This is a genomic window from Micromonospora sp. KC213 (assembly GCF_004348325.1).
Classification (GTDB): domain Bacteria; phylum Actinomycetota; class Actinomycetes; order Mycobacteriales; family Micromonosporaceae; genus Micromonospora.
The window spans coordinates 18,293-39,253 of record NZ_SMKF01000036.1 but is presented as its reverse complement, the minus strand read 5'-3'; the positions used below and the strand labels follow the sequence as shown (position 1 = coordinate 39,253).

General features: G+C 73.2%; 17 protein-coding genes. 6 read left to right on the top strand and 11 right to left on the bottom strand.

The features are described from left to right. On the bottom strand, positions 1–591 hold a 591-nt coding region (locus E1166_RS10825; RefSeq protein WP_132338077.1), incomplete at its 3' end, for an alpha/beta fold hydrolase. Between the two features lie 64 nt (positions 592–655). After that, complete coding sequence (locus E1166_RS10820; protein WP_132338075.1) at positions 656–1,870, bottom strand: glycosyltransferase; 1,215 nt, start codon at positions 1,868–1,870, stop codon at positions 656–658. Between the two features lie 526 nt (positions 1,871–2,396). Here E1166_RS10820 and E1166_RS10815 point away from each other — a divergent pair. Then, positions 2,397–4,454 (top strand): DNA topoisomerase IV subunit B, encoded by a 2,058-nt coding sequence (locus E1166_RS10815; RefSeq protein ID WP_132338073.1) that lies wholly within the window; start codon positions 2,397–2,399, stop codon positions 4,452–4,454. A 29-nt stretch (positions 4,455–4,483) separates the two neighbouring features. Then, positions 4,484–6,973 carry a DNA topoisomerase IV subunit A gene (locus E1166_RS10810; RefSeq protein WP_132338070.1) on the top strand — a complete coding sequence of 830 codons (2,490 nt, stop codon included), beginning with the start codon at positions 4,484–4,486 and terminating at the stop codon, positions 6,971–6,973. A gap of 88 nt (positions 6,974–7,061) precedes the next feature. On the opposite strand, the gene E1166_RS10805 is transcribed toward E1166_RS10810, so the two are convergent. The 8 genes from E1166_RS10805 to pseB form a co-directional block, all read right to left on the bottom strand. Beyond that, on the bottom strand, positions 7,062–8,399 hold the full coding sequence (locus tag E1166_RS10805; RefSeq protein ID WP_132338067.1) for a solute carrier family 23 protein: 1,338 nt from the start codon (positions 8,397–8,399) through the stop codon (positions 7,062–7,064). Positions 8,400–8,556: 157 nt separating this feature from the next. Further along, complete coding sequence (locus E1166_RS10800) at positions 8,557–9,186, bottom strand: alpha-ketoglutarate-dependent dioxygenase AlkB (protein WP_132266158.1); 630 nt, start codon at positions 9,184–9,186, stop codon at positions 8,557–8,559. 12 nt (positions 9,187–9,198) lie between these two features. Then, positions 9,199–10,269 carry a spore coat protein gene (locus E1166_RS10795; RefSeq protein WP_132338084.1) on the bottom strand — a complete coding sequence of 357 codons (1,071 nt, stop codon included), beginning with the start codon at positions 10,267–10,269 and terminating at the stop codon, positions 9,199–9,201. Next, complete coding sequence (locus E1166_RS10790; protein WP_256370843.1) at positions 10,266–10,988, bottom strand: glycosyltransferase family protein; 723 nt, start codon at positions 10,986–10,988, stop codon at positions 10,266–10,268. Before E1166_RS10790 ends, E1166_RS10795 begins: the two co-directional genes overlap by 4 nt. 68 nt (positions 10,989–11,056) lie before the next feature. Continuing rightward, positions 11,057–12,829, bottom strand: coding sequence for a class I SAM-dependent methyltransferase (locus E1166_RS10785; protein WP_132338082.1), 1,773 nt, complete (start codon positions 12,827–12,829; stop codon positions 11,057–11,059). A 34-nt stretch (positions 12,830–12,863) separates the two neighbouring features. Next, on the bottom strand, positions 12,864–13,706 hold the full coding sequence (locus E1166_RS10780) for a hypothetical protein (protein ID WP_132266155.1): 843 nt from the start codon (positions 13,704–13,706) through the stop codon (positions 12,864–12,866). Positions 13,707–13,716: 10 nt separating this feature from the next. Then, positions 13,717–14,874, bottom strand: a complete 1,158-nt coding sequence (locus E1166_RS10775) for a DegT/DnrJ/EryC1/StrS family aminotransferase (RefSeq protein ID WP_132338064.1) — start codon at positions 14,872–14,874, stop codon at positions 13,717–13,719. Next, positions 14,871–15,854: a UDP-N-acetylglucosamine 4,6-dehydratase (inverting) gene (gene pseB, locus E1166_RS10770; RefSeq protein WP_132266149.1), complete on the bottom strand. Its 984-nt coding sequence runs from the start codon at positions 15,852–15,854 to the stop codon at positions 14,871–14,873. The genes E1166_RS10775 and pseB overlap by 4 nt, the downstream gene beginning before the upstream one ends. 482 nt (positions 15,855–16,336) lie before the next feature. Here pseB and E1166_RS10765 point away from each other — a divergent pair, with 482 nt between their 5' ends. Further along, on the top strand, positions 16,337–18,067 hold the full coding sequence (locus E1166_RS10765; RefSeq protein WP_132338061.1) for a glycosyltransferase family 39 protein: 1,731 nt from the start codon (positions 16,337–16,339) through the stop codon (positions 18,065–18,067). A gap of 65 nt (positions 18,068–18,132) precedes the next feature. On the opposite strand, the gene E1166_RS10760 is transcribed toward E1166_RS10765, so the two are convergent. After that, the gene (locus E1166_RS10760; RefSeq protein WP_132266142.1) at positions 18,133–18,642 is read right to left on the bottom strand and encodes a GNAT family N-acetyltransferase; all 510 of its coding nucleotides are present in this window, start codon (positions 18,640–18,642) and stop codon (positions 18,133–18,135) included. A 90-nt stretch (positions 18,643–18,732) separates the two neighbouring features. Here E1166_RS10760 and E1166_RS10755 point away from each other — a divergent pair, with 90 nt between their 5' ends. Genes E1166_RS10755 through E1166_RS10745 form a run of 3 tightly spaced genes read left to right on the top strand, consistent with a single transcriptional unit; the run spans position 18,733 to position 20,943 of the window. After that, the gene (locus tag E1166_RS10755) at positions 18,733–18,984 is read left to right on the top strand and encodes an acyl carrier protein (protein WP_165942634.1); all 252 of its coding nucleotides are present in this window, start codon (positions 18,733–18,735) and stop codon (positions 18,982–18,984) included. Beyond that, positions 18,981–20,204 carry an AMP-binding protein gene (locus E1166_RS10750; protein WP_132338059.1) on the top strand — a complete coding sequence of 408 codons (1,224 nt, stop codon included), beginning with the start codon at positions 18,981–18,983 and terminating at the stop codon, positions 20,202–20,204. The genes E1166_RS10755 and E1166_RS10750 overlap by 4 nt, the downstream gene beginning before the upstream one ends. Next, a complete protein-coding gene (locus tag E1166_RS10745) occupies positions 20,197–20,943 on the top strand; it encodes an SDR family NAD(P)-dependent oxidoreductase (protein WP_132338057.1) in 747 nt (248 codons plus the stop codon). Before E1166_RS10750 ends, E1166_RS10745 begins: the two co-directional genes overlap by 8 nt. Positions 20,944–20,961 lie beyond the last annotated feature (18 nt).

The following is a 20,961-nucleotide window of genomic DNA, read 5'->3' as shown; positions in this document are numbered from 1 at the left end:
GCCGAACCCCCACCCGGGCCAGACGCCGCAGGCGCCCGACACCGCCGCGATCGCCTGCGTGAACGCCAGCACGACCGGTCCCCGGGTGCCCGGGTAGCTGCGCCACCAGGGTACGCCGACGGCGAGCAGGGCGAGCCCGTCGACCGCGTCCCCGCCGTGCACGGCGAGGTGCAGCAGGGCCGCCTGCCCGCCGAGGGAGTGGCCGAGTAGCAGCCGTCTGCGGCCGTCCAGCCGGGGCTTGAGCGCGTCGAGCACCGCGCCGACGTCGGTGACCAGCTCCGGGTAGCCGTACCGGCAGGCGCGCGAGGGGCGGGGAGTGCTGGCGCCGGTGCCGCGCAGGTCGACCACCGCCACCGCGAGCCCGGCCTCGCGCAGCGCGGCGGCGAACGGGCGGTAGTAGCGGGCCGGTACCCCCATCGCCGGCCAGATCACCACCATCGGCGGCAGCTCCAGGTCGCGGCGCGGCGTCAGACGCGCCGAGCTGGAGCTGTCGTAGTCCGGCACGGCCACCGGTTCCGGATAGATCTGCACGCCGATCCGGGCGCCCTCGACATCGACGAACTCCTGAATGTACGCCGCTTCCCCGCTCATCCTGTCAGCCTACGCCGCGATACTACTGCCCGGTAACCAAAGTGGGGGCGGGTCCGGGCCCCGGTCAGGCCGCCGCCGGGGTGACCTGGCCGATGGCGGCGACCGTGGCGTAGACGGTGCCGAGCTGCTCGGCGCAGCGCTTCCAGGAGTACCGGCTGCGGACCCGGTCCAACGCCGCCGTGGCGTACGCGAACCGGCGTACCTTGTCGGCGAGCAGCCGGCGCAACGCGGCACCGAGCGCCCGGGAGTCGCGCGGCGGGACCAGATCGCCGGTGAGGCCGTCCACCACCGTGTCGGCGATGCCACCCACGTTCGTACCGATCACCGGCACCCCGCACGCCATCCCCTCCAGCGGGGTGAGCCCGAACGGTTCATACCAGGGGACGGTCACCAGCACGTCCGCCGAGCGGTACCAGGTTCCCATCTCCTCCCGGGGCACCGCACCGACCAGCCGGACCCGGTCGGCGACCCCGCAGGCATCGGCGAGCGCGGTGAGTCGACGGGCGAAACCGTCGGCGGGCAGCAGCTCGGCCGGTGGTCCGCCGACCACCACGCACTCGGCGTCCGGGACCGCGGGCAATGCCCGGACGACCTCCTGGAAGCCCGTGCCTTCGGCCATCCGCCCGACGGTGAGGATCCGGGGCCGGGTCGGGTCGCGGGGGGCGACCGGCCCGTCGGGGCGGAACATCTGTTCGTTGACGCCGGAGGGGACCAGCGCCATCTTCGACCGGGGCACACCGAGGCGGACCAGTTCGCCGACCTCGTCCTGGCACTGCGCGATCACCCGGTCGGCGGCGCGTCCCAGCGCCCGCTCGTAGCTGATCCGGCCTGGTGGGCTGGTGTCCTTCGCTCCCTGGTGGCGGCGCCTCACCGAGCCCAGCGCGTGGTACGTCAACACCACCGGGATGTCGGTGCCCCGCGCGGCGTGCACGGTGGCCAGCCCGCTCATCCAGAAGTGGGCGTGCGCCACGTCCGGACGCCAGTCCCCGTGGCGCCACTGGTCGGCCATCCAGCGGCCGAACTCGCCCATGTACGGCAGCAGGTCGTTCTGCGGCACCCGCATCGCCGGCCCGGCCGGCACATGTCGCACCTGGTAGCCGGCGGAGGTGTCCACCACGTCGGGCAGCTCGACGGCGTCGCGGCGGGTGTAGACCCGCACATCGTGACCCTCGCCGACCAGCGCCGCGGCCAGTTCGGCGACGTGGGTGTCCTGCCCGCCGCCGTCACCGCCGAGCACGGTGAGCGGGCTGGCGTGCTCGGAGATCATCGCGATGCGCATGTTTCCTCCTCCAAGATCCGGTCCCAGTCGAGCGGGGACTCAGCGACTGGCTTCGGTCGGCTGCGCCCGGCGTGCCCCGCGTTCCCTCGGCCCACTCCCACCGCGCCGAGACTGTCGACGTTGATTCCGGCGCCAGCCCGGCACCACCTGGCCGTCGACCACCAGGGCGGCAGCGAGATCGTGGACGATCGAGTTGATGCCGAGGACGCGCATGCCCGGTCCCCTACCCTGGGGGCCCGCAGCTAACCTCTGGCTCATCGACTTCTCGGCGGGAACAAACCTCCGTAGTGGACCTCCTGCCCCGGCGTCGCCCCCGGGCGGCGGCCCGGCGGACGACCGTTCCCCGGGGGAAGATCGCACCGGACCGGCGCGTTGTGGCCAGGGTGGCGCAGGGCCGCCGCCGCGCGGTGTCGCGTGGGGCTGCGCCGTCGTGTCGGGCGGTGCGGCTACGCTCGCTGCGGCGCGCCGCGCCTGACATCGAGACGGTGAGCGGCATCACACCGCCGAGACCGGGGAGTACGACCAGTTGACCGCACAGCCTGACACCCTCTACGGAGCCGACGACCTCACCCACCTGGAGGGCCTGGACGCCGTCCGCAAGCGTCCCGGCATGTACATCGGCTCCACGGACAGCCGTGGCGTGGGTCACCTCGTCAACGAGATCCTCGACAACTCGACCGACGAGGGTGTCGCCGGTCACGCCACGAAGATCGAGGTGATCCTGCACGCCGACGGCTCGGTGCAGGTCGACGACGACGGCCGTGGCATCCCCACCGACGTGCACGCCAAGTCCGGCATCTCCGGCGTCGAGCTGGTCCTCACCCGGCTGCACGCGGGCGGCAAGTTCGGCGGCTCGGGCTACAAGACCTCCGGCGGCCTGCACGGCGTCGGCGCGTCGGCGGTCAACGCCCTGTCCCGACGCTTCGACGTCACCGTCCGGCGCAGCGGCAAGATCCACACGATGTCGTTCCGGCACGGCGTGCCGGGCGTCTTCGACGGCGACGGCCCGGACGCACCGTTCACTCCCGGCCCCGGCCTGCAGGTCGTCGGGGCGATGAAGCGCGGCCAGCGCACCGGCACCTCGATCCGCTACTGGCACGACGCCCGCTACTTCGAGACCGGCGCCAGGCTCGACGTCGACGCCGTCCGGATGAAGCTGCGCAACACCGCCTTCCTGGTTCCCGGGGTGGACTACCGGCTGCGTGACGAGACCGGCGAGCAGCCCACCGAGGAGGCGTTCCACTTTCCCAACGGCCTCACCGACATGGTGGAGTTCCTCGCCCCGGCCGGCGACCGCCCGGTCTCCGGCACCCTGATGATCACCGGGGAGGGGGCGTACCGGGAGAACGCGGCCGACGCCAACGGCGTCATGCAGGCCAACGTGCCGCGCCGTGCCGAGGTCGAGATCGCGTTCCGCTGGGGCACCGGCTACGAGCGCACCGTCGAGTGCTTCACCAACACCATCCGCAACGCCCACGGCGGCACCCACCGCAAGGGCTTCGAGCGGGCCCTGGTGCGGACCCTCGCCGACGCCATCCGCAACGCCCGGGGTCTGCTCAAGGCCAAGGAGGAGCCGCCCACGCTGGACGACGTCCTGGAGGGGATGACGGCGGTGGTGCACGTGCGCATCCCCGAGCCGCAGTTCACCTCGCAGACCAAGGACGAACTCTCCACCGCCGGCATCACCAAGGTGCTCCAGGCACTGGTCGAGCAGCATCTGAGAGCCTGGCTGGACGACCGCCGCACCAGGGCCGAGGCGCGCACCGTGCTGCAGAAGATCGTCGACGCGGCGCGGGTGCGGCTGACCCAGAAGCAGCAGAAGGACGCCGCTCGGCGCAAGACCGCCCTGGAGGGGGCGGCCATGCCCGCGAAGCTGGTCGACTGCCGGTCAGCCGGGATCGAGCGCAGTGAGCTGTTCATCGTGGAAGGCGACAGCGCCCTGGGGACGGGGCGACTTGCCCGATCCGCCGAGTATCAGGCGCTCCTTCCGATCCGGGGCAAGATCCTCAACGTGCAGAAGGCGAACCTCCAGCAGGTGCTGGACAACGTCGAGTGTGCCGCGATCGTGCAGGTGCTCGGGGCCGGGTCGGGGCGTACCTTCGACCTGTCGGCGCTGCGGTACGGTCGCGTGCTGATCATGGCGGACGCCGACGTGGACGGCGCGCACATCCGTACTCTGCTGATCACGCTCTTCGCCCGGTACATGCGTCCGCTGATCGAGGCCGGCCGGCTCTTCGCCGCGATGCCGCCCCTGCACAAGATCACCACCAGGGGCCGCAACCCGCAGACCATCTACACCTACACCCAGGCCGAGATGGAGGCGACGGTCCGCAAGCTGGAGAAGGCCGGCAAGCAGATCGTCACCCCGATCCCGCGCTTCAAGGGCCTCGGCGAGATGGACGCCGACGAGCTGTGGGAGACCACGATGAACCCGGCCACCCGGGCGGTCCGCCGGATCACCCTCGACGACGTCGACGCCGCCGAGCGGATCCTCGAACTGCTGATGGGGGAGAAGGTGGAGCCGCGACGCAACTGGCTCATCGACTCCTCCGACCGGGTCGACCGCGAGGCGATCGACGCATGAGCACCCTCGTCACGGGAGAGAGCTGAACGATGGCACGCCGCAAGGACGACCGCGCCAAGGTGGACCTGTCCGCCTTCGACCAGGCCGGCGCGCGGGTGTTCGACAACCCGCTGGTCACCGAGGTCTCCGACTCCTACCTGGAGTACGCCTTCTCGGTCATCCACTCCCGCGCCCTGCCCGACGCCCGGGACGGGCTCAAGCCGGTACACCGGCGCATTCTTTACTCGATGCACGAGAACGGTTTCCGGCCGGACCGCGCGCACGTCAAGTCGGCCCGCGTCGTCGGGGACGTGATGGGTCGGTACCACCCGCACGGTGACACGGCGATCTACGACGCCATGGTCCGGATGGCGCAGGACTTCTCGCTCAACGTCCCCCTCATCGACGGGCATGGAAACTTCGGATCCCCGGACGACGGACCGGCTGCCGCGCGTTACACCGAGGCCCGGCTCGCCCGGGAGGCGATGCTGCTCGTCGGCGAGCTGGGCGAGGACACCGTCGACGTCGAGCCGAACTACGACGGGTCGCTGAACCAACCCACCGTGCTGCCGGCGGCCTTTCCCAACCTGCTGGTCAACGGCGCGTCCGGGATCGCGGTCGGGATGGCGACCAACATGATCCCGCACAACCTGGGCGAGGTGGTCTCCGCCGCCCGCTGGCTGATCAACCACCCGGACGCCACCCTCGACAAGCTCATGGAGTACGTTCCCGGGCCCGATTTGCCCACCGGTGGGCTGCTGCTGGGTCTGGACGAGGTGCGCCGCGCGTACGAGACCGGGCGCGGTGTGGTCCGGATGCGGGGCCGGGTGGAGATCGGCCCGCTGGAGGGCAGTCGTGGCCGGCAGGCGATCACCGTGGTCGAGCTGCCGTACGGCGTCGGCGCGGAGAAGGTCATCGCGGCGATCACCAACGAGGTCACGAAGACGAAGCGGCTGACCGGTATCGCCGATGTCAAGGACCTCACCGACCGGGAGAGCGGCACCCGCCTGGTCATCGAGTGCAAGGTCGGGGTGAACCCGCAGGCGCTGCTGGCCGACCTCTACCGGCTCACCCCGCTGGAGCAGTCCTTCGGTGTCAACAACCTGGTCCTGGTCGACGGCCAGCCGCGTACCCTCGGGCTGAAGGCGTTGCTGGAGGTCTTCCTGGCCCACCGGTACGAGGTCGTCACCCGGCGCAGCGCGTACCGGCGGCGCAAGCGCGAGGAGCGGCTGCACCTGGTCGACGGTCTGCTGATCGCCCTGCTCGACATCGACAAGGTGGTCAAGCTGATCCGGGCCAGCGAGGACGCGCAGGCCGCCAAGGAGGGCCTGATGCAGAAGTTCAAGCTCTCCGAGATCCAGGCCACCTACATCCTGGACACCCCGCTGCGCCGGCTGACCAGGTACGACCGCATCGAGTTGGAGGCCGAGCAGGAGAAGCTGCGCGGGGAGATCGCCGAGCTGTCGAAGATCCTCGACGACGACAAGGTGCTCAAGAAGGTCGTCTCCGACGAGTTGGCGGCGGTGGTGAAGCAGTTCGCCGCGCCGCGCCGTACCACCCTGGTCGACGGTGACCTCAAGGAGGTGCTGGCCGCGTCGGTGCCGGCGGGTCCGCTGGAGGTCGCCGACGACCCCTGCCAGGTGATTCTCTCCGCGACGGGGCTGGTCGCCCGGACCGCGGCCGAGTCGGAGGAGGCCGCCGAGGGGCGCCGGCGCAACGGCCGGGTCAAGCACGACACCGTGCGCGCGGTCGTGCACACCACGGCCCGAGGTCGGGTGCTCCTGGTGACCAGCGCCGGCCGGGCCTTCAAGATCGACGTGCTGCCGCTGCCGGTGCTGCCCGAGCAGGCCGGCACCGTGTCGCTGCGTGGTGGCATGTCCGCCGCCGAGCTGGTGCCGCTGGAGCCGGGCGAGACGGTGGTCGGCCTGGCCCCGCTCGGCGCCACCGCGCAGGGCTCACCCGGCCTGGCGTTGGGCACCCGGCAGGGTGTGGTCAAGGTCTGTTCCCCGGAGTGGCCGGTGCGCTCGGACGAGTTCGAGGTCATCTCGCTGCGCGAGGGGGACGAGGTGGTCGGGGCGACCTGGCTGACCGACGGGCAGGAGGCGCTGACCTTCGTCACCAGCGAGGCGTCGCTGCTGCGGTTCGCCGCGACGCTGGTCCGCCCGCAGGGCCCCAAGGGCGGCGGCATGGCGGGTGTCAACCTGCCGGCCGGGGTCCGGGTGGTCTTCTTCGGCGCGGTTCGCACCGACGACCCGGTGCACGGGGAGCCGATGGTGGTCACCTCGACCGGTGCGACGGTCAAGGTGACGCCGTTCGAGGCGTACCCGGCGAAGGGGCGGGCGACCGGCGGCGTGCGCGCGCAGCGGTTCCTCAAGGGTGAGACGGATCTGGTGGTGGCCTGGGTCGGGCCGCGACCGGTCGGTGCGACGGCGACGGGGGATCCGGTGGAGTTGCCGCCGGCGGATCCGCGCCGCGACGGCAGCGGCTTCGCGGTGATGCTCGGCCCCACGGTCGTCGGCCACCTCATCGAACGCGACTGACCCTCGACGACGGAAGCCCGGGAGCGGATGCTCCCGGGCTTCCGTCGTCTCCGCGCCCCCGTTGTGCAGGGGCGGAGGCGGGGCGGGGTCAGAGTTCGGGTTCGGGGCCGCGGCGGGTATCCGCGGTGGTGCCGCGGAGGCGGGCCACCGTGCGCATGCCGTGGTAGACGACCAGGGCGGCGGCGGTGCCGAGGGCGATGCCGTTGAAGGAGAGGTCGCCGGCGGTGAGGGTGTAGTTGGCCGCGCCGACGATCACCGCGACGGCGGCGGTCATCAGGTTGACCGGGTCGTGGAAGTCCACCCGGGCCTCGATCCAGATCCGCGCGCCGAGAATGGCGATCAGGCCGTAGAGCGCGGTGGTCGCGCCGCCGAGCACCCCCGCCGGCACGGTGAGGATCAGCGCGCCGAACTTCGGGCTGAGCCCCAGCAGCACCGCCGCCACCCCGGCCACCCAGTACGCGGCGGTCGAGTAGACCCGGGTGGCCGCCATCACACCGATGTTCTCCGCGTACGTGGTGGTGCCGGAGCCGCCACCCGAGCCGGCCAGCACGGTGGCCAGGCCGTCGCCCAGGAACGCTCGGCCCATGTCCTTGTCCAGGTTGCGCCCGGTCATCGCGGCGACCGCCTTGACGTGCCCGGCGTTCTCCGCGACCAGCACCAGGATCACCGGGATGACCAGCACCACCGCGCGCAGGCTGAAGCTCGGCGCGTGGAACTCGGGCAGCCCCACCCAGGCCGCGTCGCGCAGCCCGTCGACCGCCTTCGGGTCGAGGCCGCCGAGGAGGGCGGCGAGCACCCAGCCGACCACCACGCCGAGCAGGATGGACAGCCGGGCCACAAAGCCCCGGAACGCGACCGTGGCGAGCAGGATCGCGGCCAGGGTGACCAGGGCGATCAGCGGCTGGGCCTGCACCCCGGTGCCGCTGCCTCCGCCATCCCAGGCCACCGGGGCGAGGTTGAGCCCGATCAGCGCGACGATCGCGCCGGTGACCACCGGGGGCATCAGCGCGTCGATCCACCGCGCCCCGGCGAGCTGCACCACCAGGCCGACCAGGGCGAGCGCCACGCCCGCCACGACGATCCCGCCGAGGGCCGGGCCGATGTCGCCGCCGGCCTTCGCCGCCAGCACCGGCGCGATGAAGGCGAACGACGAGCCGAGGTACGACGGCAGCCGGTTGCCGGTGATGACCAGGAACAGCAGGGTGCCGAGGCCGGAGAAGAACAGTGTGGTGGCCGGCGGGAAACCGGTGATCAGCGGGACGGTGAACGTGGCACCGAACATCGCGACCACGTGCTGCACGCCGACGCCGACCGTACGCGGCCAGGTGAGCCGCTCGCCCGGATGCACCACGTCGCCCGGGGTGACCGAGCGGCCGTCGCCGTGCACCGTCCATGGCGACCAGCGGGAGGAGGGGGACTGCGTCATGGCACGCCCTTCGCGTCAGGTGACGGGGGCATGATCGACCCTGAGGGTCGTTTCTAGCACGCGTCCCCGCCCGGCCCCTAGCTGCGCCAAGCCGTTGACCATGAGGTTTGCGTCATATCGGGGACGGATCCGGGCGCGAACCTGTTGGTCGACCCGGTCAGGCGACGCCGGTGGGGCGGAACTGGACGCTGACCCGGGGGCCGACCGGGCGGGCCGTCTTGGGGATGGCGTGTTCCCAGGTGCGCTGGCAGGAGCCGCCCATCACCACCAGGTCGCCGTGGCCGAGGGGGAAGCGAAGGCTCTCGCCGCCGTCGCGCGGGCGCAGCAGCAGCGGGCGGGGTGAGCCGAACGACACGATGGCGACCATGGTGTCGGTGTGTGCGCCCCGGCCCAGGGTGTCGCCGTGCCAGGCGACGCTGTCGCGCCCGTCGCGGTAGAGGCACATGCCGGCGGTCACGAACGGCTCGCCGAGTTCGGGGGCGTAGTGCGTGGTCAACGCCGTGCGAGCCGCGGTCAGCACCGGGTGTGGCAGCGGCCGGCCCGGGCCGTACCAGCAGAGCAGGCGGGGCACGTCGACCTGGCTGTCGTACATGGTGCGGCGTTCGGCCCGCCAGGGCACCTCGGTCAGCAGCGTGTCGAGCACCGCGTCGGAGCCGCGCACCCAGCCGGGGAGGTGATCCACCCAGGCTCCCCGGCTGAGCGGGTGTCGGCGCACCGCCCCCGACAACGGACCGAGGGTCGGCCCGGTGTCGCTGAGGTCGAGCATCGACGGCTGGTAGGCGGGCATGCCGCCACCCTATCAGCGGTTTAGCACACCCGTACGAGACAGTAGCGCGTCGGCGACGCGGCCCCGGCCCTGCCCGTCGACGGTCGCCCAGCCGCGCGCGGAGAGCGCGGCCCGCCGTCGGGGGGAGCCGAGCAGGCCGCGCAGGATCCCGGCGGCGGCGGCCCGGGCCGCCCGGCCGGCCATCCCCGGCGCGGCAAGTTCCGGCAGCTCGCCCAGCCCGGCGGCGAGCCCGTGCGCCACCACCCGGTGGTACGACTCGCGCTGGTTGTCCACCACGCAGACCAGCGCGGACGGCGCGGCGAGGCAGCACAGTTCCCAGGTGGAGGTGCCGGCGGCGCTGACCACCAGGTCGGCTGCCCGGATCATCGTGGGCAGCCCGTCGGTCGGCGGTACGACCCGCAGTGTCTGTCCCCGGCCGCAGGTGAGCGCCGCCAGTTCGGCCTCGATCCGTGGTCGGGCCGCCAGCACGGTCAGCTCCATCGGGTGTCCGGTGTCGAGCAGCACCCGGGTCAGCAGCGGGGCCGCGCCGACCGCGTCGGTGCCGCCGAAGAAGGCGAGCACCCGGGGTCGTGCCACCGGGGTGGCGGTGCGCGGCGCCGACGGCCGGGCGGCGATCACGGAGTCGCGCAGCAGCGCGTACCGGGTGCCGGCCAGCAGCGTTCCCGCGTCGCTGCCCGGCGCCGTGCCGCCCGGGGCGTCGGCGCCGAAGTTCTGGTCCAGGTAGAGGTCGGCGTCCTGGCCCCGGGTGTCGCCGTCGACGATCGCCAGGGTCACCACGCCGGCGGCCCGCAGCGCCGCCGCCCCGGCCGGGTCCAGCTCGTACGAGTCGAGCACCATCGCGTCGAGCCGGTGCTCCCGGGCCGCCGCGACCAGCCCCGCCGGGGTGTCCGGGCCAGGATGCAGCGGGATGCCCCGCGCGGTGAGTTGCGCCGACGCCCAGCCGACCTCCTCGACCGTGCCGAACAGCGCGACGGCGGCGCCGCGGGCCAGGAACTCCTCGCCGAGGGCCAGGCAGCGGACCAGGTGCCCGACGCCGCGGCGCGGCCCGGCGTCGCAGCGCAGTCCGATCCGGGGGGCGCTCAGGACTCCTCCAGCCGTTTCTGCCGCACGTCGGCGTTGAGGGAACGTAGCGCGGGTTGCCCGTGCAGCCAGTCGGCGAGCTTGGCCAACGGGACGCTGACGTCGCCGAAGTGGTCGGTCACCGCGCGTACCAGGGCCCAGTCCTGTTCGGTGTCGAGGGTGAGCCGCAGCGTCGAGCGGTCCGGCGTGAGGGTCACCCCGAGCACCCGGAACAGCTCCGGATGGGTGTACGCGTACGAGGTGACGTGCACCCGGTGGTGGTCGGTGGCGAGCCGGTCCAGAGTACGCAGCGCGTCCGCCCGGATGATCTCCACGTCCAGCCCGCGGGGCAGCGTCCGGGCGATCGAGGTGCTGGCGTAGTCCAGTCCGGGCACCGCCCGGTACACCGTCGCCACCAGCGCCACGATCTCCGGGTCGAGCAGCGGGCAGTCGGCGGTGAACCGCATGACCGCGTCGCCGGGGTGGGCGTCCAGGGCCCCGACGAAGCGGGCCAGCACGTCGTCGACCGGCCCTCGGTGCCAGGGCACGTCCAGCCGGCGGCACTCGGCCACCACCGCGTCGTCGACCGGATCGGTGCTGGTCGCCACGACCAGGTCGGCGAGGACCCCGCTGTCCCGGGCGGCCCGCACCACCCGGCCGAGGACGCTGCGCCCGGCCAGCGGACGCAGCACCTTGCCGGGCAGGCGGGACGAACCCATCCGGGCTTGCACCACCCCGACGATCCGGGCGGCGTTTCCGGTGTCCCGGCCGGGTGCCCCGCCGCTGACCGGGGGCGTGGTCGTCGGGCCGGTCACTGCTGCTCCGGCTCGGAGCGGCGCTGGTTCAGCGCGGCGGTGGCCCGGCGCTTGGCGGCCCGCGCACCGCGCTTGGCCAACCGGGCCGGGGTGATCGCCAGGCGGCCCACCCGGTAACTCAGCGAACCGCTGAGCAGGTTGATCGTCGCGTCGGCGCGGCGCAGCGCCCGTTCCCGCGAGGTGAGCAGATCCTCGGTCCACTTCAGCAGGGCGGCCAGCCGGGTCATCTCCTCCCGCTGGCGCAGCCACGCCTCGCGGAGCTGCTGGTAGCTGCGCGGCCCGGCGGGCGGATCGGTCGGGGAGACCGCGCGCAGTTCGTCGGCGAGGCGGACCCGGCCCTCGGCGTCGAGGCCGCGCAGCGCGGCGGTTATCGCGGCCTCCGCCTCGACGGCGGCGGCCACGGTCGCCCGGGACAGGTCGCGGCCGGCAACGCCGCCCAGCACCACGGTCAGCCCGGCCACGTCCAGGGTGGACGTCCACGGGTGGGCGTACCCGCCGGTCAGCAGCGCGGCGGCGAAGCGCCACAGGGACCGGGCCAGCACCACGTCCAGTTCCAGCGGGGCGGAGGCCCGCCAGCTCGGGTCGAGGACGGCGAACTCGTCGCCGGCCACCACCACGTTGTCCGTGCCGGCCAGCGCGGTGGCTCCCGACAGCCGGCCGTCGGCGTCAGCCTGGGTGCCGAGCCAGGTGGCGTACCCGTGTAGCAGGTGACGCAGAGTGTGCAGGTCGCGGCGCAGGCAGGCGTCGAGCAGCAGGGTACGCAGCAGCCGGCCCTCGGGGATCGGTCCGTGCAGGGCGGTGACGTCGCGGTGGGCCACCTCCCGGGAGGCGAAGGGCGCGGCCTCGGGGCGGGGCGTGGCGGCGCTGGCCCACCACCGCCAGCCGTCCGCCCCGGCGTGCACCTCCACCACTCCGACGCCGGGCGGCCCGGTCTGCACCAGCGCCACCGGCAGGTCACCCCGTCCGGTCCCGTCGCCCGGGGTGGGGTCGGCCCTGCGACGGTCGGCCAGCAGCAGCCAGCTCGGCGCGAGCGCCGAACCGAGCCCGGCGTGCAGGGCGTCGACGGCCAACCGGGCCGGGTCCTGGAGCACCGTCGCTTCCCGGGAGCCCGTGCAGGCTCCGTGCAGCATCGCGTCGAGCAGCCCTGAGGTGGTCCGGCCTTCCAGCTCGTCCGCGTCGACCAGCACCGTCGGGGCGTCCGGGTCGGGGTACGCGGCGAAGGCGGGCCCCGGCCGCAGGCCGGCAGCGGCCAGCCGGGCCCGGACCTGCGCGGGGTTGGCGGGCCGGCCGGCGTCCAGTACCCCACCGACGGACCAGGCCCGGTCGGACCGGTCGGCGTACCAGGGGGAGGCGGCGACCAGGCGGTGCACGCCGAGCGGGTTGTCCACCCGCAGCAGCAGCGTCCCGCCCGGGGCCACCGCCGTGACCAGCCGCTGCAGCACGCCGTCCCAGCCCAGCCGGTTGCCCTCCACCGACTCGACGGCGTCCAGCCCGGCGGCGGCGACCACCACGTCCCACTGCTCGTCGGCGGGCAGGCCGGCCGGTCCGCCGACCACCACCCGGGCGCCCCGGTCGGCCAGCGTCACCCCGTCCGGGTGACTGCGCAGCAGGCAGGTCACCTCCGCGTGGGCCAGCCGGGCCAGCAACGCCGGGTCGTGCGGCCCGGCGAGCAGCACCCGGACGCCGGTGGGCACCAGTCGGGCCAGCAGCGACCCCAACGGGCCGCCCTCGGCCAACCGGCGTTCCGGCAGGTCCGACCAGGCCAGCATCTCCCCGCCGGGCAGGGCGACACGGGGTGTGGTCTCAGTCGTCAACGTCGTCCTCCTGGAGGTTCGCCCATCCGAGCAGCTCGCGCAGCTCGGCCGGCGTGCAGCGGTGGTCGGTGCCCAGCTCGGCGCGGGCGATCTCGACGGCGGTGGCCTGGTCGACCGACTCGCCGTGCAGCTGCGGCCACTGCCGGCGGATGCGCGCGGTGCCGCCGAAGGTGGGGTCCTCGTCGGACAGGATCATCGGGTCGCCGTAGACGGCGGGTTCGCAGCCGGCGGCGATGCCGTAGAAGATCGCGCTGGTGAGTCGGTTGGAGGCGACGCGGGCGTGCCGGCGCAGTTCGGTGAGCTGCTTGTCGAGGAAGAACGGGTCGGTGTCCTTCCACCAGTGACCCCGGTAGCCGTGACAGATCACCCGGAAGCCGGCGTTCTCGTAGAGCCGGCGCACCCGGCGCATGCCGTACTCGTGCCAGTAGAGGCAGACCGTCACCGGACCCGGCTCGGTGGCCCGGATTCGGGCGATCAGCTCCTTGTGGTCGCCCTTGACGTGCTGGCCCTCCCAGCCGTGGAACGGGTACCAGATGGTGCCCTCCCGCTGTGGCTCCGGCGGGTCGTCGCGGCGCAGGTCCAGCAGGTACGCGAAGGGAGCGCCGATGGTGACGACGTTGCGTCGCCCCACCGACCAGGCCCGTCGGCGGGTCTGCTCGGACCAGAGCAGGCTCGGGGTGCGGTCGGCGTACGGGTGGCCGGGGGCGAGCCCGTCGCCGATGTTCCAGCCGTGCTGGACGTACCCGTTGATCCGGGGCGGGTGCCCGTCGCCCAGCCCGCAGTAGCGCGCCAGCACGTGGGCGTGCCCGTAGAAGTGGTTCGCGTGGTGCATCGGTACCCCGTCAGGCGGCGGGACGCACGGGTACGCCGCGCAGGGCGGCGCGGAACGCGTCGATCACGCGGTCCTGGTCGGCGTCGGTGAGGGTCGGGAAGAGCGGCAGGGAGAGCTGCTGCTGGTAGAACGACTCGGCCACCGGGCAGGATCCGCGCCGGTAGCCCAGCTCGGCGAAGGCCGGATGCCAGTGCGCCGGGATGTAGTTGACCTGCACCCCGATGCCGGCGGCGCGCATCCGGTCGTACACCTCGCGGCGACGGCCGTCGAGCACCCGGACCGGGTAGAGGTGCCAGGCCGGGGCGGCCCAGGAGCGGCGGCCGGGGATCAGCACCCCGTCGAGGTCCGCGAGGGCCTCGTCGTACCGGGCGACCAACCGGGCCCGGGCGGCGAGGAAGTCGCCGAGCCGGCGGAGCTGGCTGCGGCCCAGCGCGCAGAGCACGTCCGGCAGCCGGTAGTTCAGACCGAACTCGTGCACCTCCTGGTGCCAGCCGCCCTCGTCCGGCCAGCGCAGCTCGTCGCGTTCGCGGACCAGCCCGATGTTGCGGAAACGACGGGCCCGCTTCAGCAGCTCCGGGTCGCCGGCGACGACCGCGCCGCCCTCGGCCGTGGTGAGGTTCTTGGTGGGGAAGAACGAGAAGGTGGTCAGGTCGGCCAGCGAGCCGACCGGCCGGCCCCGGTAGGTGGCGCCGATCGAGTGCGCGGCGTCGGCCAGCAACAGGGCGTCGCTGCCGGCCAGCGCGGCGCGCAGGGCGTCGTAGTCGGCCGGGTGGCCGGCGTAGTCGACCGCGGCCACCACCTTCGTGCGGGAGGTGGTGGCCGCCGCGGCGGCCGCCGGGTCGAGGGTGAAGGTCTCCTCCGCCACGTCGGCGAAGACCACCGTCGCGCCGAGGGCGACCGCGCTGCTGGCGGTCGCCACGAACGTCATCGGGGGGACGACCACCTCGTCGCCGGGGCCGACGCCGGCCGCCGCGTACGCCACGTGCAGGGCGGCCGTGCCGTTGGACACCGCCGCGCAACCGGTCCCGCCGGTCCACCGGGACAGGTCGGTCTCGAACGCCTCGACCTGCGGGCCGGTGGTGAGCCAGTCGCTGCGCAGCGCGGCGACCACGGCGGCGACGTCGTCGTCGGTGACCGACTGCCGGCCGTACGGGAGCATCGCCATCACGCAGTGATGCCGAGCATGTCGCGCAGCTGCGCCACGCTCAGCCACTCGTCGTTGGTGTCCGACTGGTACGCGAACCCGTCCGGCACCGGCTCGCAGCCGACCGGCGGCTGGTAGCCCCAGGTGGCGATGGTGGGCTGGACGATGAACCGGTCCTTGGCCCGCAGGGTCCGGCGGCTGTCGTCCGGGGCGATCATCTCCTCGTGCAGCTTCTCGCCGGGGCGGATGCCGATCTCGTGCGTGGTCGCGTCCGGGGCCACCGCCTCCACCAGGTCGAGGATCCGCATGCTGGGGATGCGCGGCACGAACAGCTCACCGCCCTGCATCTGGTCGAAGCTGTCCATGACGAACTGGACGGCCTGGTCCAGGGTGATCCAGAACCGGGTCATCCGCTTGTCGGTGATCGGCAGGCTCCTGCCCTCGGCGGCGAGCCGGCGGAACAGCGGCACCACGGAGCCGCGGCTGCCCACCACGTTGCCGTAGCGCACCACCGCGAAACGGGTGGGGTGCTGCGCGGCGTAGTGGTTGGCGGAGACGAAGAGCTTGTCGCCGACCAGCTTCGTGGCGCCGTACAGGTTGATCGGGCTGGACGCCTTGTCGGTGGAGAGCGCGATGACCTTCCGCACGCCGGCCTCGATTGCCGCGTCCACCACGTGCTGTGAACCGGTGATGTTGGTGGCGATGAACTCCGACGGGTTGTACTCGGCCGTGTCGACCTGCTTCAGCGCGGCGGCGTGCACCACGTGCTCCACGCCGTGCATGGCGCGCGTCAGCCGGTGCCGGTCGCGGATGTCGCCGATGAACCAGCGCAGTCGCGGGTCGTCGCCGAGCTGCTGGCGCAGCTCGTACTGCTTCAGCTCGTCGCGCGAGAACACCACCACCCGGGCCGGGTCGGCCTCGGCGAGGAGATGCCGGAGGAAGGTCTTCCCGAAGGAACCGGTGCCGCCGGTGACCAGGATGGAGGATCCCGTCAGCTCACTCAATGTGGTGCTCCCATGATCGCAGGTTCGCCTGCCGGGCGGCCGGGGCCACGCGACCGGACGGACGCTAGCCATGGCGGGTTAACACACCGACGCGCAGCGGTGAACCGCCCGCGCTGCTGTCGTGAATGCCGGGCACCCGGCAGGCGAACACTTGCCCCGTCGACGCGGCACGGTCGGCCGGTGGGGCATGCTCCGACTACAGTGGCCCGCGCGTCCGGTGCGGCCGGCCGTACGCCGCCGTGGTGCGTCCGTCCGGTACCCCCGAGGCGACGGACCGCACATCGCGCGGCGACCTGTCCACCTGGCAGCCCCGGACTCCCGTCACCTTTCGGGCATGAGCCGGAGATCCTGGAAGGTTGTCGTTCCGCCGGAACGAACTCGCCACGATCTCGCGAGGGGTCGACGTGGAGCCGGGCCCGCGTCATCCCATCCGTCCCTGTCGACCGCCGGTCGCCGGGGCACCGACCGAGCAGGAGGCGACGATGGCGTCCGGCACCGACGTGCGAGCACGGCCCGCCGATCCGGCGAATCCGCCGGCCACCCCCAGCCGACGGTGGCTGGTGCCGGCGTTGCTGGTCGCGGGCTGGCTGGCCGGGGTCGGCTGGCGGATGTGGCTGGCCCGGCACGTGACGCTGCCGATCGCGCACACCGACGAGGACAGCTACCTCAACACCGCGCGGGCACTCGCCGGCGGACCGGGTGGTTTCAGCAGCGAGAACGGTCCGCTGCGCCGGGTCGGCTACCCGATGCTGATCGCCCCGGCGTTCTTCGGCGACCGGGAGTTCACCGACAGCTACCGCCTCGTGCACCTGATCAACGCGATGCTGAACAGCCTCACCCTGCCGCTGGCGTACCTGCTCGGTCGCCGGCTGTTCGCGCTGCGCCGGTCGACCGCCCTGGCAGCCGCCGCCGTCGCGGCGACCCTGCCGGCGACCGCCTTCTACGCCCAGGTGGCGATGATCGACACGGTCATGGCGCCGCTGGTGCTGGCCTGGCTGCTCGCCGTGCACCGCTGGCTGTCCCGGCCCACACCGCTGGCTGCCGTCGCCGTCGGGACGCTGGCCGGCGCGTTCCATCTGCTGCACTCCCGGGGCCTGGTGATCGTCGCGGTGCACGTCGGGCTGGTTCTGCTGCTGCTCGTCCGCCGCCGGGCGACCCCCGCCCAGGTCCTCGCCGCGGTGCTGCCGGTGCTGGCCCTGGCCCTGGTCAACGAGGCCGGCATCCGCCTGCTCGGGGATCGGGTGTACCTGCTCGGCAACCCGCCCGGCGGCGGCACCCTACGGGCCGTTGCCTCCGGGCCCGGGCTGCTGCGGCTCTCCGCGGCCGTCGCCACCCAGCTCTGGTACCTGGTGGTGATCACTTTCGGGCTGGCCGGGATCGCCTGGGCCGCCGCGGTGCGCGAGCTGTTCCGGCCGACCTGGGACGCGGCCGTCCGCTGGACGCTCGGCGTCGCCCTGGTGACGAGCGTCGGCGTGGCCGGTGGGGCGTCGGTGATCCTCGCCGGCATCACCAGCAAGCCGCTGGACGCCATCTACGGCCGGTACGTGCAGATGCTGGCCCCGTTCTGGCTGCTGGTCGGGGTGGGGGTGCTGCTCACCGTGACCGGGCGGGTGGCGCTGCGCCGGGCCGCCGTCGCGGTGGCGGTGCTGATCGGCGGGGCGACGCTGATCGCGGCCCGGCTCGCGTACGTGGCCAGCCGGGGCCACGAGCTGCGCTACGGCGGGTTCGGCGCACCCGACCTGATGGCGCTGACCGGTGGTTGGCGCCAGTTCCGCCCGTTCACCGGCGCGGCGGTGGGCATGGCCGGCTGTCTGCTGCTGGTGGTCGCCCTGCGCCGACCCCGGTGGCGTATCGCCGCGCTGGCCGCGCTGGTGGCGGTGAACATCGGCACCATGGCGGTGATCACCGACCGGTTGGTGCGGCCGATGGTGGCGGCCACCGCCCCCACCCCGCGCCTCGCCGAGCTGGGGTTGCGCCCCGGCGAACGGGTGTACGCCTCCGTCGGCGTGCACTACATCCTGCGGTTCAACCTCAGCCACCAGGTGACCTGGACGGACGTGCGGTGGTTCCGGGACCGGCCGCCGGCCGCGGCCGACGTGGTGCTCACCCGCTGGGCGCCCGGCGAACCGGACGACTGGGACGGTGCCCGGTACGGGTTCGTCCGGCTCGGCGGCAATCCGCGCCAGCACTGGGCGGCCTGGCGGCGCGGCTGACCCGCGTGGCCGGGAATGAACTTCCGATGTCCGCCGGGTGAATGCCGGACGGACAATTGTCGAAATCAGCGACGGCGGCGATTCTCCCGGGTCAGGGAAATCGGGATAACCTCGATTTCCCGCCCGTCGTGCACCTGCCGTTGCGGGATCCCCTCGACGAACCGGAACCGATGGTTCATCTGACGTACCACCGTGTTGTGCGCCAGCACCTCCCCGTCGAGGCGGTCCAGCGCCAGCGTGTCGAACGCGTGGTCCACCGCCTCGCGCATCACCTCCAGCCAGGCCGGTAGCGTCTCGCCCCGCCCGGCCAGCCCCTCGGCGTCCAGGTAGAAGCCCCACGCCCCGGTACGCGGGCCGTCCAGCCGCAGGTCGAAGAAGGTCACCACGCCGCAGGGCAGCCCGTCGCGTTCGTACACCAGCACCCGCCTGGTGGGGTCGTCACACACCCGGGACCACCACGCCGCGTGCTCGGCGGCGGAGATCACGTGACTGGTCTTGCTGACCTGCCGGTTGGCTTCCTGATTACGCCAGGAAAACATCAGGTGAACGTCGTCCCCGGTCGCTTCGCGTAGCACTGGCGGCCCTTTCCGTGCGATTCCTTGTCAGTCCTCCAGACCCTACCCGGGAAATGTCGCCAGCATTTTCCGGGCGCTACACTCCGCCGCATGAACGAACTGAGCCGCGCGCACATCCGCGACCTCATGTCGCAGGTGCTGGCGAACCAGGGCCGGGTCTTGCCGGACGACGACGCCGCCGACCTGCGGGAGATCGGCTTCCGGTCGCTGGACTTCTCGGAACTGGCCCTGCGGGTCGAGGACGCCACCGGGGAGGAACTCAACTTCGACGCCCCCGGCCTGCGCCGCATCGCCACGGTCGGGGACGTCCTCGACTTCCTCGAGTCCCTCCAGCGCCAGTGACCGTCGGCACCCTCGCCGGGTTGGACAACCGGATCGTCGTCGCCGGCCGCGTCACGACCTGGCGCGACCTGCCCGAGCCGGCGCTGCCGTCGCCGGCCGCCGTCCTCACCGCCGGCCCGGCCGAGGCGCTGGCCGCGGCCCGGCACCACGCCGCGTACGGCACCGAGCTGCTGCTCACCTCGGCCGCCCGGATGGACCGGGCGATGCGCGACGAACTGCGGGCGGCCGGCTTCACGGTCACCGGCCCGGGGTCCGACGCCGAGCCGGCGGTCCGGTCGCGTCCCGCCGAGCCGGGTCGGCTCTGGCTGCTCACCTCCGGTTCCACCGGGCGACCCAAGCGGGTCGGGCACACCCTGGAGTCGTTGACCACCGTTCGCGGTGTCCAGCCGGCCCGCACCTGGCTCTGCCCGTACGCGTCCGGCACGTACGCCTGGTGGCAGGTGGTGACCCTGTCGCTGACCCAGCCGGGGCAGCACCTGGTGGTGGTGGACGCCGACGAACTGGACGACTGGCCGGCGCTCGCCGCCGCGCACGGGGTGGACGCCGCCTCCGGCACCCCGACGTTCTGGCGGCGCACCCTGCACCGGGACCCGGCGGCGCTGGCCCGGGTGCCGCTGCGCCAGCTCACCCTCGGCGGTGAACCGGTCGACCAGGCGGTGCTGGACCGGCTGCGGGAGGTGTTCCCAGCCGCCCGGATCTCTTGGATCTACGCCTCCTCGGAGGTGGGGGCGTCCATCGTGGTCCACGACGGTCGGGCCGGCTTTCCGGTCGGGTGGCTGGACCGCCGCCTGCCCGGCCGGCCGACGCTCTCGGTCGACGGCGAGGAACTGGTGATCATCTCCCCGCACCACGGCGCCGGGCTCGACGGCCCGGTGCGTACCGGCGACCGGGTGCAGGTCGTCGACGGCCGGGTGCTGATCACCGGTCGGCTGGACTCCGACGAGATCAACGTCGGCGGAAGCAAGGTCTCCGCCGGCCTGGTCCGGGGTGTGCTCGCCGCCCACCCGCGGCTGGCCTGGGCGCGGGTCAGCGGCCGTCGGGCGCCGCTGCTCGGCCGGATGGTGGTCGCCGAGGTGGTCCCGACCGCGTCGGACGACGCGCCGGACGAGGCCGAGCTGGTCCGTTGGTGCGCCGACCGGCTACCCGAGCACGCGGTGCCCCGCCGCATCCGGCTGCTGCCCGAGATACCCGTCAAGGAGACGTTGAAGAGCGATGTCTGACACCCCTCTGGTCCCACCCAGTTCCGTGGTCCTGGTCTCCGGCGGATCGCGCGGACTGGGGCTGGCCATCGTCACCGACCTGCTCGATGCCGGGGTGAAGGTGGCCGCGTTCGCCCGTACCGTCACTCCCGAGCTGGCGAAGTTGGCCGACACGTACCCGGACCGGGTGCACGTCGGCACGGTCGACGTCACCGACCTGTCCGCCGCGCAGGCTTTCCTGCGGGCGGCCGAGGAGCGGCTCGGCCCGGTGGACGGGCTGGTCAACAACGCCGCCGTCGGCCAGGACTCGATGCACACGCACACCTCCACCGCCGACATCGCCCGGATCGTCGAGACGAATCTGACCGCGCCGTTGCAGCTGACCCGCCTGGTGGTCCGGCGGATGCTCGGCGGCGGACGCCGTGGCCGGATCGTCAACATCACCTCGATCTGCGCGCAGCGCGGCTTTCCCGGCCTGGTGGCGTACTCGGCCACCAAGGGCGGCATGGACGCCGCGACCCGCTCGCTGGCCCGGGAGCTGGGCGGGCGGGTGCTGGTCAACGCGGTCGCGCCGGGGTTCTTCGCCTCGGAGATGTCCGCCGTGCTGGGCAGCACCCAGCTGGACCAGATCGTCCGCCGCACGCCGACCGGGCATCTCACCGAGCCGGCGGAGGTCGTGCCGGTGGTACGGATGCTGCTGCGCGAGCACACCAACATCAACGGCCAGGTGATCGTGGTGGACGGTGCGGCCTCCGTCTGATCCGCGCGGGGGACCGGT

Excerpts from the sequence above, each read along its gene's own strand:
- E1166_RS10820 (WP_132338075.1), bottom strand. The coding sequence starts at position 1,870 with ATGCGCATCGCGATGATCTCCGAGCACGCCAGCCCGCTCACCGTGCTC.
- E1166_RS10810 (WP_132338070.1), top strand. The coding sequence starts at position 4,484 with ATGGCACGCCGCAAGGACGACCGCGCCAAGGTGGACCTGTCCGCCTTC.
- E1166_RS10805 (WP_132338067.1), bottom strand. The coding sequence starts at position 8,399 with ATGACGCAGTCCCCCTCCTCCCGCTGGTCGCCATGGACGGTGCACGGC.
- E1166_RS10800 (WP_132266158.1), bottom strand. The coding sequence starts at position 9,186 with ATGCCCGCCTACCAGCCGTCGATGCTCGACCTCAGCGACACCGGGCCG.
- E1166_RS10785 (WP_132338082.1), bottom strand. The coding sequence starts at position 12,829 with ATGCTGGCCTGGTCGGACCTGCCGGAACGCCGGTTGGCCGAGGGCGGC.
- E1166_RS10780 (WP_132266155.1), bottom strand. The coding sequence starts at position 13,706 with ATGCACCACGCGAACCACTTCTACGGGCACGCCCACGTGCTGGCGCGC.
- E1166_RS10765 (WP_132338061.1), top strand. The coding sequence starts at position 16,337 with ATGGCGTCCGGCACCGACGTGCGAGCACGGCCCGCCGATCCGGCGAAT.
- E1166_RS10755 (WP_165942634.1), top strand. The coding sequence starts at position 18,733 with ATGAACGAACTGAGCCGCGCGCACATCCGCGACCTCATGTCGCAGGTG.
- E1166_RS10745 (WP_132338057.1), top strand. The coding sequence starts at position 20,197 with ATGTCTGACACCCCTCTGGTCCCACCCAGTTCCGTGGTCCTGGTCTCC.